At 72.8% G+C, this 16,403-nt stretch carries 17 protein-coding genes; 5 read left to right on the forward strand and 12 right to left on the reverse strand.

What is annotated here, in order from left to right; genetic code table 11:
* Positions 1–55: 55 nt before the first annotated feature.
* Positions 56–1,138, forward strand: coding sequence for a class I SAM-dependent methyltransferase (locus WIS52_RS02695; RefSeq protein WP_349296447.1), 1,083 nt, complete (start codon positions 56–58; stop codon positions 1,136–1,138).
* A gap of 37 nt (positions 1,139–1,175) precedes the next feature.
* On the opposite strand, the gene WIS52_RS02700 is transcribed toward WIS52_RS02695, so the two are convergent.
* From WIS52_RS02700 to aroQ, 8 genes are read right to left on the reverse strand one after another with little or no spacing between them, the layout of a single operon-like run.
* Entirely contained in the window at positions 1,176–2,273 is a 1,098-nt protein-coding gene (locus tag WIS52_RS02700) for an ABC transporter ATP-binding protein (RefSeq protein ID WP_349296448.1), read from the reverse strand.
* 47 nt (positions 2,274–2,320) lie between these two features.
* Positions 2,321–3,289, reverse strand: a complete 969-nt coding sequence (locus WIS52_RS02705) for a D-2-hydroxyacid dehydrogenase (RefSeq protein ID WP_349296449.1) — start codon at positions 3,287–3,289, stop codon at positions 2,321–2,323.
* Entirely contained in the window at positions 3,286–4,122 is an 837-nt protein-coding gene (locus WIS52_RS02710; RefSeq protein ID WP_349296450.1) for a sugar phosphate isomerase/epimerase family protein, read from the reverse strand. The genes WIS52_RS02705 and WIS52_RS02710 overlap by 4 nt, the downstream gene beginning before the upstream one ends.
* Before the next feature lie 10 nt (positions 4,123–4,132).
* Positions 4,133–5,512, reverse strand: coding sequence for an ABC transporter substrate-binding protein (locus tag WIS52_RS02715; protein WP_349296451.1), 1,380 nt, complete (start codon positions 5,510–5,512; stop codon positions 4,133–4,135).
* Positions 5,512–6,378 carry a carbohydrate ABC transporter permease gene (locus tag WIS52_RS02720; RefSeq protein WP_349296452.1) on the reverse strand — a complete coding sequence of 289 codons (867 nt, stop codon included), beginning with the start codon at positions 6,376–6,378 and terminating at the stop codon, positions 5,512–5,514. The genes WIS52_RS02715 and WIS52_RS02720 overlap by 1 nt, the downstream gene beginning before the upstream one ends.
* Positions 6,375–7,271, reverse strand: coding sequence for a carbohydrate ABC transporter permease (locus WIS52_RS02725; RefSeq protein ID WP_349296453.1), 897 nt, complete (start codon positions 7,269–7,271; stop codon positions 6,375–6,377). The genes WIS52_RS02720 and WIS52_RS02725 overlap by 4 nt, the downstream gene beginning before the upstream one ends.
* A gap of 34 nt (positions 7,272–7,305) precedes the next feature.
* Positions 7,306–8,373 (reverse strand): Gfo/Idh/MocA family protein, encoded by a 1,068-nt coding sequence (locus tag WIS52_RS02730; RefSeq protein ID WP_349296454.1) that lies wholly within the window; start codon positions 8,371–8,373, stop codon positions 7,306–7,308.
* Positions 8,374–8,414: 41 nt separating this feature from the next.
* Positions 8,415–8,861, reverse strand: a complete 447-nt coding sequence (aroQ, locus tag WIS52_RS02735) for a type II 3-dehydroquinate dehydratase (protein ID WP_349296455.1) — start codon at positions 8,859–8,861, stop codon at positions 8,415–8,417.
* Positions 8,862–9,200: 339 nt separating this feature from the next.
* Between aroQ and WIS52_RS02740 the strand changes: the two genes are divergently transcribed.
* Positions 9,201–9,692 (forward strand): MarR family transcriptional regulator, encoded by a 492-nt coding sequence (locus tag WIS52_RS02740; RefSeq protein WP_349296456.1) that lies wholly within the window; start codon positions 9,201–9,203, stop codon positions 9,690–9,692.
* Here the strand turns inward: WIS52_RS02740 and cobM are convergent.
* From cobM to cobT, 3 genes are read right to left on the reverse strand one after another with little or no spacing between them, the layout of a single operon-like run.
* Complete coding sequence (cobM, locus tag WIS52_RS02745) at positions 9,689–10,462, reverse strand: precorrin-4 C(11)-methyltransferase (protein WP_349296457.1); 774 nt, start codon at positions 10,460–10,462, stop codon at positions 9,689–9,691. The two genes, WIS52_RS02740 and cobM, sit on opposite strands and share 4 nt — an antisense overlap.
* Positions 10,459–11,676, reverse strand: a complete 1,218-nt coding sequence (cbiE, locus tag WIS52_RS02750) for a precorrin-6y C5,15-methyltransferase (decarboxylating) subunit CbiE (protein WP_349296458.1) — start codon at positions 11,674–11,676, stop codon at positions 10,459–10,461. Before cbiE ends, cobM begins: the two co-directional genes overlap by 4 nt.
* Complete coding sequence (gene cobT / locus WIS52_RS02755; RefSeq protein WP_349296459.1) at positions 11,669–13,390, reverse strand: nicotinate-nucleotide--dimethylbenzimidazole phosphoribosyltransferase; 1,722 nt, start codon at positions 13,388–13,390, stop codon at positions 11,669–11,671. The genes cbiE and cobT overlap by 8 nt, the downstream gene beginning before the upstream one ends.
* A gap of 126 nt (positions 13,391–13,516) precedes the next feature.
* Here cobT and WIS52_RS02760 point away from each other — a divergent pair, with 126 nt between their 5' ends.
* On the forward strand, positions 13,517–13,891 hold the full coding sequence (locus WIS52_RS02760) for a YchJ family protein (RefSeq protein WP_349296460.1): 375 nt from the start codon (positions 13,517–13,519) through the stop codon (positions 13,889–13,891).
* Positions 13,892–13,930: 39 nt separating this feature from the next.
* Here the strand turns inward: WIS52_RS02760 and WIS52_RS02765 are convergent, their stop codons facing one another.
* Complete coding sequence (locus tag WIS52_RS02765; protein WP_349296461.1) at positions 13,931–14,143, reverse strand: hypothetical protein; 213 nt, start codon at positions 14,141–14,143, stop codon at positions 13,931–13,933.
* Between the two features lie 229 nt (positions 14,144–14,372).
* Between WIS52_RS02765 and WIS52_RS02770 the strand changes: the two genes are divergently transcribed.
* Both WIS52_RS02770 and WIS52_RS02775 read left to right on the forward strand, forming a co-directional pair.
* Entirely contained in the window at positions 14,373–14,936 is a 564-nt protein-coding gene (locus tag WIS52_RS02770; protein ID WP_349296462.1) for an O-methyltransferase, read from the forward strand.
* Between the two features lie 54 nt (positions 14,937–14,990).
* Positions 14,991–16,397, forward strand: a complete 1,407-nt coding sequence (locus WIS52_RS02775; RefSeq protein WP_349296463.1) for a sugar porter family MFS transporter — start codon at positions 14,991–14,993, stop codon at positions 16,395–16,397.
* The last annotated feature ends 6 nt before the right edge of the window (positions 16,398–16,403 follow it).

Below are 16,403 nucleotides of genomic sequence, written 5' to 3' on the forward strand. Positions count from 1 at the left end.
CCTCGCGACCCGCGCCCGGATCCACGGGCGCCACACGGCACGAGGAGGAGGCACCGTGACCACCACCGGCACCACCAGGACACCCGAGCGCCCGATCGACGACGACCGGCTGCACGCACTGCTCGGCCGGTTCGTCGGCGACCTCGGCGCGACGGCGGGTGCGGCCGGGCTCGTCATCGGGCACCGGCTGGGGCTGTTCCGGGGCCTGGCCGAGGGCCCGGCGACACCGGAGGAGCTCGCCGCGCGCACCGGCACCGATCCCCGCTACGTCGCCGAGTGGGCGCGGGCCCAGGCCGCGGGCGGGTACGTGACCGCCGAGGACGGTCGCTACTCGCTGGATCCCGAGCAGCGGTTCGCGCTCACCGACCCGGACGGCCCGCTCTACCTGCCGGGCGCGTTCGTCCTGGCGCTGGGGGCACTGCGCGCCGAGCCGAGGATCACCGAGGCGTTCCGGACCGGGCGGGGCATGGGCTGGCACGAGCACGACGACGACGTCTTCGCCGGCTGTGAGGCCTTCTTCCGGCCGGGCTACCTCGCCCACCTCGTCACGAACTGGATCCCCGCGCTCGACGGGGTCGCCGGCACGCTGGAGCGGGGCGGGACGGTCGCCGACGTCGGCTGCGGGTACGGCGCGTCGACGGTGCTGATGGCGCGGGCGTTCCCGAACGCGACGGTGACCGGCTCGGACTACCACGGCGGCTCCATCGACGCGGCACTGCAGCGGGCCGCCGCGGCAGGCGTCGCGGAGAACACCCGCTTCGAGGTGGCCGGCGCGCACGACTTCAGCGGGTCCTCCTACGACCTGGTGACCTTCTTCGACTGCCTGCACGACATGGGCGACCCGCTCGCCGCAGCCCGGCACGTGCGCGCGTCGCTGGCCCCCGACGGGGCATGGATGATCGTCGAGCCGATCGCCGCGGACGACCCGGCCGGCAACATGAACCCGGTCGGACGGCTCTACTACGGCTTCTCGACGCTGCTGTGCGTGCCGAACGCGATCTCACAGCCGGGCGGCTGGGCGCTCGGGGCGCAGGCCGGCGAGGCCGCGGTGGCCGACATCGCCGACCGGGCCGGGTTCACCCGGTTCCGCCGGGCGGCCGAGACGCCCTTCAACGCGGTCTACGAGGCCCGCCCCTGACCCTCACCCCACCCCCGACTCGGGGCGGCGCCGGGGGTCAGCGCGGGGTGGGGAGGCGGGCTCCGGTGTCCGCGTCGAACAGGTGGACCGCGGCGGGGTCGGCCAGGCCGACCCGGATCGTGCTGCCCGCGGCCGGGGCGACGCCGGGTCCGGTGCGCACGGTGACCCGGCCCGGTGCGGCCGGATCGCCGCACTCACCGATCACGAAGGTGTCCGCACCCAGCTCCTCGCTGACCAGCACCCGGACCTCGAGCGCGCCCTCGTCCTCGCCGGAACCGACGATCCGCAGCGCCTCCGGGCGCACGCCGACCGTCACCGCGTCCGACGCCGGGACCGCGTCGCGGAGCAGCGTGAAGCGGCCACCGGTGAACTCGACACCGTCGTCGGTGGGCTTCGCGGCGAACAGGTTCATCGCGGGCGAGCCGATGAACCCGGCGACGAAGACGTTGGCGGGCCGGTCGTAGAGCTCGCGCGGTGGGGCGCACTGCTGCAGCACCCCGTCGCGCAGCACCGCGACCCGGTCCCCCATCGTCATCGCCTCGACCTGATCGTGGGTGACGTAGACCGTCGTCGTGCCCAGCCGGCGCTGCAGCGCGGCGATGTTCGCGCGGGTCTCCACCCGCAGCTTGGCGTCCAGGTTGGACAGCGGCTCGTCCATGAGGAACACCGCGGGCTCGCGCACGATCGCCCGGCCCATCGCGACCCGCTGGCGCTGGCCGCCGGAGAGTGCCTTCGGCTTGCGGTCCAGGTACTTGGTCAGGTCGAGCAGCGCCGCGGCCTCCTCGACCCGGCGCCGGACCTCGTCCTTGCCGACCCGGCGCAGCTTCAGCGCGAACGCCATGTTCTCCGCGACCGACATGTGCGGGTAGAGCGCGTAGTTCTGGAACACCATCGCGATGTCCCGGTCCTTGGGATGGATCCGGGTGACGTCGGATCCGCCGATCAGGATCCGGCCTTCGTCGCAGCTCTCGAGTCCGGCGAGCATCCGCAGCGCCGTCGACTTGCCGGACCCGGACGGGCCGACGAGCACCAGGAACTCGCCGTCGGAGACCTGCAGGTCGAGATCGTCGACCGCCCGGACCTCGGTGCTCCCGGAGTAGATGCGGGACGCGCCCGCGTACTCGACCTTCGCCATCGCCGAAGACCTCCTCGTCGTTCGAATGGGTTGCGGTGCGGTCCGGCTCAGTAGCCGGTCGACCGGTCGATCTCGTTGGTGAGCGGGCGACCGTCGAGGTGCCGCGCGAGGTTCGCGCAGAACACGTCGACCCCGCGTTGCCGGGTCTCGGCCCGGCTGGTGCCGTTGTGCGGGGTGAGGATCACGTTGGGCAGGTCCCAGAACGGGCTGTCCGGTGGCAGCGGCTCGACGCCGTGGGCGTCGATGCCCGCTCCCGCGATCCACCCCTCGCGCAGCGCGGTGAGCAGCGCGTCGTCGTCGGCGACGCCGCCGCGGGAGATGCAGATGAAGTGCGCGCCCGGCTTCATCCGCCGGAACTCGGCCTCGCCCAGCATCCCGACGGTCTCCGGAGTGCGCGGCGCGGTGACCACGACGACGTCGCACCGCTCCAGCATCTCCCCGAGCCGGTCGCGGGTGAACAGCTCGTCGACACCCTCGGGCTTCGCCGAGCCCCGCCGCATCCCGAGCACCGTCATGTGGAACGCCTTGGCCTTGCGCGCCAGGTCGGCGCCTGAGTTGCCCAGACCGATGATCCCGACCGTCCGGCCCATCAGCTCGCCGTGCGCGAACTGCTCCCAGCGGCGCTCGGACTGGGCGCGCAGCCAGCGCGGCGCGTCCCGGTTCAGCATCAGCATCAGCATCATGGAGTGCTCGGCCAGCGGCACCGCCCCGTGCCCCTTGGAGGAGGTGAGCGCCGCCGGGTGCTCGACCAGCTCCGGGGACAGCGCCGCGTCGGCGCCGGCGGCCCACAGGTGGATCCAGCGCAGGCCGCTGCCCTTGCGCAACAGGGCCGGTGGGACCTGCTCGGCCGGGGCGGCGAGCACCTCGGCCTCGCCGACCAGGGCGGTGAGCTCGTCGGTGTCGCCCGCGAGGTGCACCCGGCGGCCGGGCGCGACCGCCGCGATCTGGTCGAGCTGGTCCGCGGTCACCGGGCCGGCGAGCAGGACCAGGGGACGGACGTCGGTCGGGGTGCTCATCGTGCTCCCGGGGTCGGGGTCCGTACGGGGAGGGAGTCGAGGAACCGGCGGGTGGAGTCGCCGACGATCCGGGCCTGCTCGGCGAAGGGCAGCCCGCGCAGCCGCAGGGTCGGGGTCTCGACGCTGAACGGGACGTCCGGCCCGAACGCGCCGAGGAGGTCGCCGAGGGGCAGCTCGCCCTCCCCGAGCAGCCGCCGGTCGCTGCGGGCCTCGAAGCGCCGGTCCTCGACCGAGACCGGCCCGTCCGCGACGGCGTCGCAGATCTGGGCGTAGGGCAGCAACCGGGGGTCGACCCGGGCCAGGTCGGCCGCTCCCCCGCCGGTGCGGGCCAGGTGCAGCAGGTCGACCAGCAGCACCAGGTTGTCCGCGCCGACGCCGGTGATCAGTTCCAGCGCCCGGTCGATCGTGTCGATCGCGTAGCAGGAGTGGAACTCCAGCGCGACCGACATGCCGGACCCGGCGGCGATCTCGCAGAGCCGCGCGAGGTGGTCACCGAGCCGTAGCCGGTCCGGGTCCGGCCCGGACGCGACCGCGTAGGACGCGCCGAGCCGGGCCCCGGCCTCCAGCGAGGCCGTCATCGCGGCCAGGTCGGCGTCCGGGACCAGCCGGAACGTCTCGACGTCGAGCAGCCGAACGCCGGTGTTGTCCAGCCGCCGGGCCAGCTCGCGGATCAGCTTCTCGTCGCCGGCGACCTCGGCGACGAGCTCGGCCGCGGTGGGCGCGGCCGTGCGGATCCCGCAGAAGTCGAACCCACCGGCGGCGGCCGCGTCGACCAGCTCCAGGGGATGTGCGGCACTCATCGTCAGGTGGTGCAGCGAGAGGGGACGGGTCATCGGGGCCTCCTCACGTCCGGGTGTTGAACTGCTCGCCGAGCAGCTCGATCTGGCGGAGCGTGTCCGCGGTGGTGTCCTCCACCGACCGGCCCTCGATGAGGACGCGGGTCAGCGCGGTCGCCCAGATGTTGAGGTCCTCGACCCGGGAGTAGCCCAGGCTCAGCTCGCGCCAGTCGGGCTGGATCGTGCCGCCGTCGAAGATCCGGTGCACCGCGCGGACGTTCGCGTCCGGGTTGTCGGCCCAGAACGGCAGCTCGACCAGCGACGACATGGTCGGGTACCAGCGACCACGGCCGTCCTCCAGGTACTGCTGCACGTTCTGCTCGCGCATGATGAACGACAACAGGTCCTTGGTCTCGTCCACCCGTCCTGCCTCCTCGAAACACAGGATCCGGCCGAACTTCACCGGTGCCGGGGTGGGGCCGCCGACCGGGGCGTCCGGCCACGGCGTCGTGACGATGTCCGCCCAGCGCTCCGGGTCCTTGTCCTTGATCGACCCCGGGATCGACAGCGTCCCGTTCGGCGTCATGAACACCTGATTGTTGTGGAAGACCTGGTTGTTCCCGCCGCTCTGCCAGCTGATCGAGTCCGGCGGGGTGTAGCCGTCGGCGTAGAGCTCGGTGATCCAGCGCAGGGTGTACTCCAGCCCCTCTCGGACCCCCGCCCCGTCGACGTCGATCTCGTTGCGCCCGTCGAGCAACTCGGCGCCGGTGGACTTGAGCAGGACCTGGAAGAACTCCGGGGTGTCCTCCATGGCCGAGCTCAGTGACCAGCCCACGCCGTAGGGGTTGCCGCTCCCCGGCTGTGCGGCGGCACGTGCCTGCGCGTCCTTCCAGAAGTTCCAGTAGCCGTCCCAGTCACGGGGAGCATCGGCGAAGTCCAGGCCGACGTCGGTCAGCATGCTGCGCCAGTGGAAGATCGGGATCGTCCAGGACAGCAGCGGCACCGCGAAGTAGCTGGTCACGTCGCGCACGTCGTCGCGGAACCGGACCGCCTCCCGCGCCTGTGGGGTGAGGGCGAGTGAGTCCACGACGTCGGTGACGTCGGCGAGCTTGCCCTGGTGGGCGAACAGCGAGCCCCGGACGTTCTGGTGGTAGGCGAGGTCCGGCGGGCGTCCGGCCTCCACCGAGCTCGTCAGCTTGCTGGCCATCGCCGGCGTCGAGAGGAACTGGATGCTGACCTCGCGGCCGGTCATCTCCGACCAGGCCTCGACCATCCGCGTCGCGGAGAGGTCCTCCTCCTCGTAGTAGCCGCGGCCCCACCAGACGGTGAGCGGGCCGTCGCGGCCGGTCGCGCCGCATCCGGTCAGGAGCGCGGGGCCCAGGGCCATCCCGGCGGCCACCAGCCCGCCGGTGCGCAGGAAGTTCCGCCGGCTCGTCGTCGTGCTCATCAGTTCTTCACCCCGCCCGCGGTCGAGCCGCTCGAGACGTTGTGCTGGAAGCAGTAATAGATGATCACCGGCGGGAGCGCGTAGAGCAGCGCCGTCGCCATCATCAGGTTCCAGGGCACCTGGTCGGAATTGAGGAAGTTGCCCAGCGTCACGGGCAGGGTCATGGCCTCCTCGTCGCTGAGGAACAGGAACGCGAGCAGGTACTCGTTCCAGGCCAGCAGCAGGGCGTAGATCCCCACCACGACCATCGGCGGCTTCATCAGCGGCAGGAAGATCTGGAAGTACATCCGCCACGGACCCGCACCGTCGATCGTCGCGGCCTCGTCCAGCTCGAACGGGATGCTGGAGCGGGCGTACTGGGACAGCACCCAGATCGCGTACGGCGACCCGAAGGTGATGGTCGCCAGGACCAGCGCCGCCCGGGTGCCGAGCAGGTTGTAGTTCGCCATCGTCTTGTACAGCGGGATGGCCAGGAACGACAGCGGGATCACGTAGGTGGCCAGCGCGGTGTTGGTGAGCAGGCCGCCCCAGCGCGGCTGGAGCCGGACGATCGCGAAGGCCGCGAGCGTGCCGATCGCCAGGATCCCGAAGGCGGAGAAGCCCGAGACGACGATGCTGTTCCACAGCTGCACCCAGAAGAACTGGACGGTGTAGTCGTCCTGGCTCAGCACCGTCGCATAGTTGTCCAGCGTGGGGTGCGCCGGGGCGAGCGTGCCGTCGAAGAGCTCGTCGTCCGGGCTGAGACTCACGACCGCCATGTGGTAGACGGGAAGCAGCGACCACACCACGAGCACGATGCCCAGCAGCGGCAGGGCGGCGTTGCCGAGTCGCCGGCTCGTCGTGGCGGTCATACCCGTGGCGTTCATGCCGCACCTCCCGCTTCCTTCTTGAGCCGCGAGACCAGCAGCACGATGAGGATCACCACCAGCGGCAGCGCGGTCAGCCCGACGCTGACCCCGAGCTCGACGAACCCGATCTCGAACGCGTAGTCCACGCCGAGGGTCGCGAGCACGTGGGTGGTGTCCCCGGGCGCACCGCCGGTGACGAAGTTGACCGCGTTGTAGTCGGACAGCGTCCAGATCGCGGCGAGCAGGGTGCTGGTCAGGTATGTGCCGCGCAGCAGCGGGAACGTCACGTAGGCCAGCCGGCGGATCCCGGTCGCGCCGTCGATGTCGGCGGCTTCGTAGACCGACGGCGGGATCGCCATCCGGGCCGCGAGGAGGATCAGCGTCCAGAACGGCAGCCACTGCCAGATGAAGGCGACGATCGCCCCGGTGATCGCCCAGGAGTAGGTGTTGAGCCACTCCGGCGGCGAGGTGAACCCGATCCCGCGGAGGATCGTGTTGATCATCCCGTTCTCGGAGTTCAGCATCCAGTGCACCGAGAGGTACGCCGACACCGACGGGATCGCCCAGGGCAGGATGAACACCGGCAGCAACGCCTTGATCCACCAGCGCCGGATCGCGAAGAACCCCGAGAGCAGCAGCGCGAGCACCAGCGTGACGTTCACGCCGACCCCGAGGAACAGCAGCGTGTTGACCGCCGCACCCCAGTAGGTGGGGTCGTTGAACAGCTGCAGGTAGTTCAGCGGGTCGCGGGCGATCCAGAAGCCGTAGCCCAGGGGGTAGGCGATCAGGAAAGCCGCGCCCAGCAGGTAGGGCAGGACGAACACCCAGGGGGCGTCGATCCGGAAACCCCGGCGGGCGTTCTCGACCGGGGGTGACGTCGTGTCCTGACGTCGTCGAGGTACCAGCAACACTGCGGGACCTTCCTCTCTCCGGCGTCCGCTCCGGCTACGGGAGCGGGACGGGCTCCCCGTTGCGTCGGGCGGACTCGTAGACGGCCTGGACGAGGGCGAGCGACTTGCGCCCCTCGACGCCGTCGATCTCGGGGGTGCGGTCCGCGACGACGGCGTCGAGGAAGTCCCGCACCTGCAGGGCGTGGTAGGGCTTGAGCGCGCGGTGCACCTCGGCCTGCGGCGGGTGCGACTCGGTGTCGGCCGACCACGGGAGCGAGTACTCCTCGGCGTCGCGCACGGCCCAGACGTCGTTCACCCCGGGCCCGCCGATCGGCGACTCGATCACCGACAGGGTTGCGCCGGCGTCGCCGGTGACGGTGACCCGGTAGCCCAGGCTCGGGTCGGTGGCGGTGGTCGCCCGGATCGTCGCCAGCCGGCCGCCCTCGAACTCGACGGTGGCCACCGCGGTGTCCTCCACCTCGATGTAGCCGGCGTGCTTGAGCGTGGCGATCCGGCCGCTGACCGAGACGATCGGGCCCATGTACCACTGCAGCAGGTCCAGGTAGTGGATCGCCTGGTTCATGAGCACCCCGCCGCCGTCGGTGTCCCAGCGGCCGCGCCAGGCGTCCTCCTCGAAGTACGCCCGGTTCTTGTGGATCAACACGGTGCAGTCGCCGAGGATCGGGGTGCCCAGTGTGCCGTCGTCGATGGCCGCCCGGATCCGGCGCGCGGCCGGCCAGTAGCGGCGCTGGAAGACCGTGCCCAGCTTGATGCCGGCCTCGTCGGCGGCGGCGATCATGCGATCGGCCGACTCGACGTCGACGGCCAGCGGCTTCTCGCACAGCGCGTGCACCCCGGCCCGGGCCGCGGCCAGCACCAGCGGCTCGTGGCTCGGGTGCGGGGTGCAGATGTGCACGACGTCGAGGTCGGCCTCGGCGAAGAACCGGTCCGGGTCGGAGAACACGGCGTCCACGCCGTGGTCGCGGCCGAACTCCTTGGCCCGCACCGCGTCGTTGTCGCAGACCGCGACGAGCGATGCGCCCGTGAAGTCGCGGAGCGTGTCGGCGTGGTTGATGGCGATCTTGCCGCAGCCGATGATCCCGGCGCGCAGTTCCTTGCTCATGTCTCTCCGTCCTCGCGTCTCTCGTGCTCGGGCGGGATCGCTCAGAGCTGGTGCGTGGCGAGGTACTCCAGCGCCACGCCGTAGCCGAAGATCCCCATGCCCTTGACCAGACCGATCGCGGTGACGGTGACGTAGGAGTGGTGGCGGAAGCTCTCCCGCTTGGTGCCGTTGGAGATGTGCACCTCCATGATCGGCAGCTCGGAGGCGCGCAGCGCGTCGTGCAGCGCGATCGAGTAGTGCCCGAGGGCGCCGCCGTTGATCACGATCGCCGAGGACTCCTCGCGGGCGACGTGGATCCGGTCGACGATCGCGCCCTCGTGGTTGCTCTGGAAGAACTCCACCTCGAGGCCGACGTCGGCGGCCTTCTTGCGGCAGAGGTCCTCCATGTCGGCGAGGGTGGCGGCGCCGTAGATGCCGGGCTCACGCTTGCCGAGCAGGTTGAGGTTCGGGCCGTTGATGACCAGGACGGGCTTGCGGTCGTTCGACATCGACAAGAATTCCAATCGACAGTGATTCGGACAGGTCGAATACGGGCCGGTGGGTGCCGGCCCGACGCTGTGACCAGGGGTGACTCGGCGGGTTCCGGCCCCCTCGGCTCGATCGGAACGCTAACGCAGAGGCGCCGAAAAGGGAAGCTTTCGCCTTGCGAACTGTCTGAATTGTTTCCCGGCAGGTCATCCGACCAGGGACTTTGCTGCTGATCGTCGACCGCCGCCGGACAACCGTTCGCGGGGCGAACCGTTGCTCGCCACGGTCCGGACGGTAGGCTCCCGGGTCCGCCGGCCCGGCGCGACAATGGCACGACGACGTCAGGGTGGACAAGCACGATGCAGCGAGCCGCGACCACGCCCGCACACCTGACACGGCTGCAGATGGTCTTCGGCTGGCTCGGCCGGGTGCTCCGCCAGCAGCCCTACGAGGACTTCACCTTCCCCGTCATCTCGCTGCTGTTCCGCATCGAGCGGATGGGACGGGCGACCTCCGGCGAGCTGGCGGTCGGCGAGGGGGTCAAGCCCTCGACGCTGACCCGGACGCTGGACTCGCTGCAGGACCGCGGCCTGATCGACCGGGAACGGGAGCCCTCGGACCGGCGGCTCACCCGGGTACAGCTGACCGACGCCGGCCACGAGACCGGCGCGCGCATACGCCACCACCGCAACGCGTGGCTCTCGGACCGCCTGGCCCTGCTCAGCGAGTCCGACCAGGAGCTGATCTGGCAGGCGCTGCCCGCACTGGAGCGGCTCGCCGACGTGGTGCCGGACCAGCCGCAGGCGACCGACCGGGTCAGCGCCCAGGAACGGCAGCGGGGGACCGACTAGCTACTCCCCCTCCTCGAGTGGGATCCCGGGGTGCGGCAGCGGGCCGCGGAGTAGAGGTGCGAGTCCGGGAAGTGCTGCGCCGCCAGCGCCTCCCCCACGATGATCACTGCGGTGCGTTCGATCCCGGCCTCGCGCACCGCCTTCGGCAGGCCGTCGAGTGGACCCCGCAGGACGATCTCGTGCGCCCGCGACGCGTGCGCGACGACCGCGGCCGGACAGTCGCCGCCGTAGGCGGGGGCGAGCGCGTCGACGACCTCGTCGATCCGGTGCACGGCCAAGTGCAGCACGACGGTGCCGCCGGCCTTCCCGAGCGCGGCCAGCCCCTCGTCGTCGGGCATGGGGGTGGCGCGGGCGGCGATCCGGGTCAGCGTGACGGTCTGTGCCACGGTCGGGACGGTCAGCTCCCGGCCGAGTGCGGCGGCCGCGGCGGCGTAGGCGGGGACGCCGGGGCAGACGTCGTAGGGGACGCCCTCGGCCTCCAGCCGGCGGATCTGCTCGGCCAGCGCGGAGAACACCGACGGGTCGCCGGAGGCGAGCCGGGCGACGTCGAGTCCGTGCCGGTGCGCGCGCACCATCTCGGTGACGATCTCGTCGAGGGTCATCAGCGCGGTGTCGATCGTGCGCGCGCCGGGCGGGCAGAGCTCCAGCATCTCCGGCGGGACCAGGCTGCCGGCGTAGAGGCACACCGGGGAGGCGGCGATCAGGTCCCGGGCCCGCAGGGTCAACAGGTCGACCGCGCCCGGTCCTGCTCCGATGAAGTGCACCGTCACGGTTCGTCCCTCCGCATGTGGCTCCAGATCGTCACCGGCATCGCTGGGCGCCAGCCGTGGAATCCGCCGACCGGTTCGGCCCGGGCCACCTGGACCCGGACCAGGTCTCCCCCGTGCGCGGCGTGCGCGGCGGCCAGCGCGGCCTCGGTCTGCACGGTGACGGCGTTGGCGACCAGGCGCCCGCCCGGGCGCAGCGCGGACAGGCAGGCGTCGAGCACGCCGTCGCGGGTCAGGCCGCCGCCGACGAACACGGCGTCCGGTGCGGGCAGCCCGTCGAGGGCCTCCGGGGCGCGGCCGGTGACGACCCGCAGGCCGGGCACGCCGAGCTTGGAGGCGTTGCGCGCGATCCGCTCCGCGCGCTCCGGCCGGGGTTCGACGGCGACCGCGCCACACCCCGGGTGCGCGCGCATCCACTCGATCCCGATCGAGCCGGATCCGGCGCCGACGTCCCACAGCAGCTCGCCGGGCCGCGGCGCGAGGTGGGCGAGGGTGACGGCGCGGACCTCGCGCTTGGTGAGCTGGCCGTCGTGGTCGTAGGCGTCGTCGGGCAGGCCGGGGGTCTCGCCGTGCGGGACGAGCCCGGCGTCGGGCACGCACTCGATCGCGACGACGTTGAGCGGGTCGGCGTCGGCCGGGGGTGCGGCGGCGGTGCCGGGGCGGATCCGTTCGTCGTCCGCGCCGAGTCGTTCCAGGACGGTGAGCGCGGACCCGCCCCATCCGCCGCCGGAGAGCAGGCCGGCGATCTCGGCGGGGCTGCCGGACCCGGCGGAGAGCACCAGGAGCCGTGCCCCGGGCGCGAGCGCGCGCCGGATCCGGTCGAGCGGGCGCCCGACGACACTGTGGACGGTCACGTTCTCCGACGCCCAGCCCAGCCGGGCACACGCCAGCGCCACCGACGACGGGTGCGCCAGCACGCGCAGCCGTTCCGGCCCGGCGATCCGGGCCAGCGTGGCGCCGATGCCGAAGAACATCGGGTCCCCGGAGGCCAGCACGGCGACCCGGTGCCCGGCGAGCTCGTCGAGCAACCCGGGCAGGGCCCGGACCAGCGGCGACGGCCATGCCCGCCGCTCCCCGGCGAGATCGCCGGGCACCAGGTCGAGCTGACGCGGCCCGCCGAGGAGCACCTCCGCCTCACGCAGCGCGTCCCGCGACGCCTCGGGCAGCCCGCGCCAGCCGTCCGCCCCGATGCCGACGACGGTGATCAGATCATCCATCGCCGGTCTTCTCGGTCACGCCCGCACTGTCGAACGTGGCGACGTCGGCCATCGCCCGCGCCGCGCCCTGCAGCACCGGCAGCGCGAGCAACGCGCCGGTCCCCTCCCCGAGCCGCATGTCCAGCTCCAGCAGCGGGGTCAGGCCGAGGTGGGCCAGCGCGGCCGACCCGCCGGGCTCGGCGGACCGGTGCCCGGCCAGGCAGAAGTCCACACAGGACGGTGAGAACGCGGCGGCCACCAGCGCCGCGGCCCCCGCGCTGACCCCGTCGAGCAGCACCGGGACGCGCTGCGCGGCGGCGCCGAGCACCAGCCCGGCCAGGCCGGCGTGCTCCAGCCCGCCGACCGCGGCCAGCACCCCGAGCGGGTCGGCCGGGTCGGGGCGGTGGCGCTCCAGCGCGGCCCGGACGACGCCGGTCTTCCGGGCCAGGGTGTCGTCGTCGATGCCGGTGCCGCGACCGGTGACGCTTTCCGGGTCGGCACCGGTGAAGGCGCAGATCAGCGCGGCCGCGGCGGTGGTGTTGGCGATGCCCATGTCGCCGGTGAGCAGGCACCGGTTGCCCGCGGCGACCAGGTCACGGGCGACCTCGATGCCGTGCTCGAGTGCGGTCCGGGCCTGATCGCGGGTCATCGCGGGGGCGCGGGTCAGGTCCGCGGTGCCGTGGGCGACCTTGCGCGGCAGCAGCCCGGGCACCGGGTCGAGGTCGGCGGCCACCCCGACGTCGACGACCTGCACCTCGGCCCCGATCTGGCGCGCCAGCGCGTTGACCACGGCGCCACCGGCGAGGAAGTTGGCCACCATCTGCGCGGTGACCTCCTGCGGCCACGGCGTGACCCCGCGGGCGTGCACCCCGTGGTCGCCCGCGAACACCGCGACGGCAGCGGGCGCCGGGATCGGCGGGACCGCCTCGCCGGCGATCCCGGCCAGGGTGACCGCGACGTCCTCGACCCGGCCGAGCGCGCCGTGCGGCATGGTCATCCGGTCCAGCCGGTCACGCGCCGCGGCCCGGGCCGTGTCGTCGGCCGGGGTGATCGCGTCCACGGTGGACTCCAGCAGCGCGGCCGGCGGAGCCCCGGGCAGCCCGCGGGCGCCCCAGCTCTCCTGGTGCACCGCCCAGTCCAGCGGACGGCGGCGCGCCCAGCCGTGCTCCTCCAGCTCCGGCCGGTCGGGGAACCCGTCCACGTGCCCGACGCACAGGTACGCGACGACCTCGAGGTGCGCGGGCAGGCCGAGCAGCTCGCGCAGGGCGGCCAGCCCGTCGTCGTCGAAGAAGCTCACCCAGCCGACGCCCAGGCCCTCGGCGCGGGCGGCCAGCCAGAGGTTCTGCACGGCGAGCGCCGCCGAGTAGCTGCCCATCTCCGGACGCCCGTAGCGGCCCAGCGTGTGCCGGCCGCCGCGGGTCGGGTCGGCGGTGACGACGAGGTTCAGCGGGGTCTCCCGGATCGCCTCGATCCGGATCGCGCGCAGTGCCTCGGCCCGGGCAGCGGGCAGCGAGGCCGCGTAGCGCTCGCGGTGCCCGGTCACCAGCGCGTGCACCCGCTCGCGGGTCGCCGGGTCGCGCACGAGCACGAAGTCCCAGGGCTGGGAGAACCCGACGCTCGGCGCGGCGTGCGCCGCCTCGAGCACCCGGGTGAGCACCTCGTCGTCGACCGGGTCGGGACGGAACCCGGTGCGGACGTCCCGGCGCCCGTGCAGCACCTCGTAGAACCCGTGCACCCGTCCTGCCCTCGCATCGGCCTGGTCGCCGCGGTGGCGGCGAACGAGCCGACCACACGCCTCCGGGGGCGGTCAACTCCGACCCGGGGCGGTGGTCGGGTGGGTCACAGCAGGATACTGGGCGGTGTGTCCCGGAACTGCCCCTGCGGCCGATCCCGCCCGCTCGACGCCTGCTGCGGCCCGGTGCTCGACGGGCGCCCGGCCGGCACCGCCGAGGACCTGATGCGCAGCCGCTACACCGCCTTCGTCCTGGGCGACACCGCGCACCTGCTGGCGTCCTGGCACCCGTCGACCCGGCCGCCGCGGCTGCGCCTGGAACCGGGCTCGGTCTGGACCGGACTGGAGATCCTCGACCGGGCCGGTGGTGCGATGTTCGACCGGGAGGGGGTCGTCGAGTTCCGGGCGCACCGGACCGACGGGGAGCTGCACGAGCGCAGCCGGTTCGTCCGGGACGAGGGCCGCTGGTTCTACGTCGACGGCGACGTCGCGCCCACGCGCTGACACGGCCGTCGCCCGTGCGCGGGTGATCGCCGCAGCCCGTCAGTCGCAGGGCTCCCGCCCGAGCGAGGGCAGGAACTCCCCCACCAGGCGCCATCCCCGGATGCTCGGCTCCCAGTGCAGATCCTCGCCGGGCTGCGGGTCGACGCGCTCCAGGCGTGCCCACAGCTCCTCCTGCGCCTTGCCGGCCTCGCGCAGCACCCGGCCCACACCGGTGACCGCGCGGATGATCGTGCTCCGCATGTCGTCGGTCATGCAGGAATGATGCGGTGCGCAACGCTCGACGGGAACCGGCCGAAGCGACAGTCCCCCGCAACATCCCGCCGCGCCTTCCTCGACCCTCGCCGAGGGGTACACCAGGGTCGTTCAGGGGCCCGGGGACGACCCTGGTGTACCCCTCGACAAGCGGGCGCCGCCCGGGCGGACGATTCCCCGGCCGGTCCGGCGGGAGCAGACTGTCGGCGTGGATCCGAAGGTGCACCGCGTGCTCGAGCGACTGCTCTCCGAAGCCGCGACGCACGACGCGGGCGAGCCCGACCGGCTCCGCCGCTGGCGGGTCCTCGAGCCCGACGCGGGCGCCTTCCTCTCCTTCCTGATCCGGCTCACCGGAGCCCGCGACGCGGTGGAGATCGGCACCTCGCAGGGCGCCTCCACCCTGGTGCTCGCCGACGCCCTGCGCGCCACGGGTGGGCGGCTGACCAGCGTCGACATCGACCCCGGCGCCGGCGTGCACGCCCGCGCCCGGCTGACCGAAGCCGGGCTCGACGACGTCGTCGAGTTCCGTACCGCCGACGGCGGCGCCGACCTCGCCGCCCGGCCGGACGCGAGCCTCGACCTGCTGTTCCTCGACGCCGAACGGACCCAGTACGCGTCCTGGTGGCCGCACCCGGTCCGGGTGCTGCGCCCCGGCGGCCTGCTGGCCGTGGACAACGCGCACTCGCACGCCGGCGAGATCGACCCGCTGGCCTCGCTGCTCGGCGCGGAGCCGGGGGTGCACACCGTGACGGTGCCGGTCGGGAAGGGCGAGCTGCTCGCCACCCGTACCTGACCCCGGCACCCGGTCCAAGTTGCACAGCGCAACGATTGGCCGGACGATCCGGCGATGGCAGCGTCGTCAGCGGGCTCGGCAGGATCGGTCAAGCGGCAGTCGCAGTGGGCGATCTGGTTCTTCGGCGCCCTCGGCGGGATCCTCTGGGGCTACGACACCGGCGTGATCTCCGGGGCGATCCTCTACATCCCCGACGACATCCCGCTCACCCCGCTGGAGCAGGGCACCGTCGTGTCCGGCCTGCTGGTCGGCGCGATGCTCGGGGCAGGGATGTCCGGACGGCTGGCCGACACCCTGGGCCGGCGGATGCTGATCCTGCTCGGCGGGGTCGTGTTCGTGATCGGCACGCTCGGCGCCGCGCTCGCCACCACCGTGCTCCTGCTGGTGCTGTTCCGGTTCGTGATGGGCATCGGCGTCGGGATCGTGTCGGTGGTCGTGCCGATGTACCTGTCCGAGCTGGCACCGGCCCGGATCCGCGGGCGGCTGACCTCGCTGATGCAGCTGCTGGTGACCGTCGGGATCTTCGTCGCCTACCTCACCGACTTCGCGTTCGCCGACGCCCGGGCCTGGCGCTGGATGATCGGCCTCGGGGTGATCCCGGCCGTCGTGCTGGCGATCGGGATCTACACCCAGCCGGAGAGCCCGCGCTGGCTGGTCGCCCAGAAGCCCGACGGCGGGGAGGACGACGCCCGCAAGGTCCTCGAGCGGCTGCGCGGCGGCCGGGAGGCCGCCGCGGCCGAGCTCGGCGAGATCAAGGAGAGTGTGCGGGTCGAACGCGAGCGCTCGGAGAAGGTCGCCCTGGCGACGCTGTTCGGGCCGCGGCTGCGCCGACGGATCCTGATCGGGATGCTGCTGGTGTTCTTCCAGAACTTCGTCGGCATCAACACGATCATCTACTACGCCCCGACCCTGCTCACGAACGTCGGCTTCGGCGACACCGGCGCGATCGGGGCGAACGTCGGCATCGGCGCGGTGAACATGCTGATGACGCTGCCCGGAATGTGGCTGATCGAGCGGGCCGGACGCCGTCCGCTGCTGCGCTGGGGCGCGGTCGGGATGTGCGTGGCGATGCTCGTGCTCGCGGTCGTCAACCTCGTCGGGCTGTCCCAGGGCCCGGTGCTGCTCGGGGTGACGCTGGCCGGGATCGTCGTCTACATCGCGTCGTTCTCGATCTCCTGGGGGCCGGTGCAGTGGGTGCTGCTGCCCGAGCTGTTCCCGCTGCGCGTCCGTGCCAGTGCGGTCGGGTTCTGCGTGACGTTCAACTGGCTGTTCAACATGACCGTCGCGCTGCTGTTCCCGAGCCTGCTGGCGATCTTCGGGGCGGGCTGGAACTTCCTGTTCTTCGCGGTGACGACGGCGCTGGCCTACCTCTACGCGACCCGCCTGCTGCCCGAGACCAAGGGCCGCACCCTGGAGGAGATCGAGCGCGACCTGACGACGCCCGTCACGGCCAAGCCCTGACGCGCC

The organism is Pseudonocardia nematodicida, from assembly GCF_040105385.1.
Classification (GTDB): Bacteria; Actinomycetota; Actinomycetes; order Mycobacteriales; family Pseudonocardiaceae; genus Pseudonocardia; species Pseudonocardia nematodicida.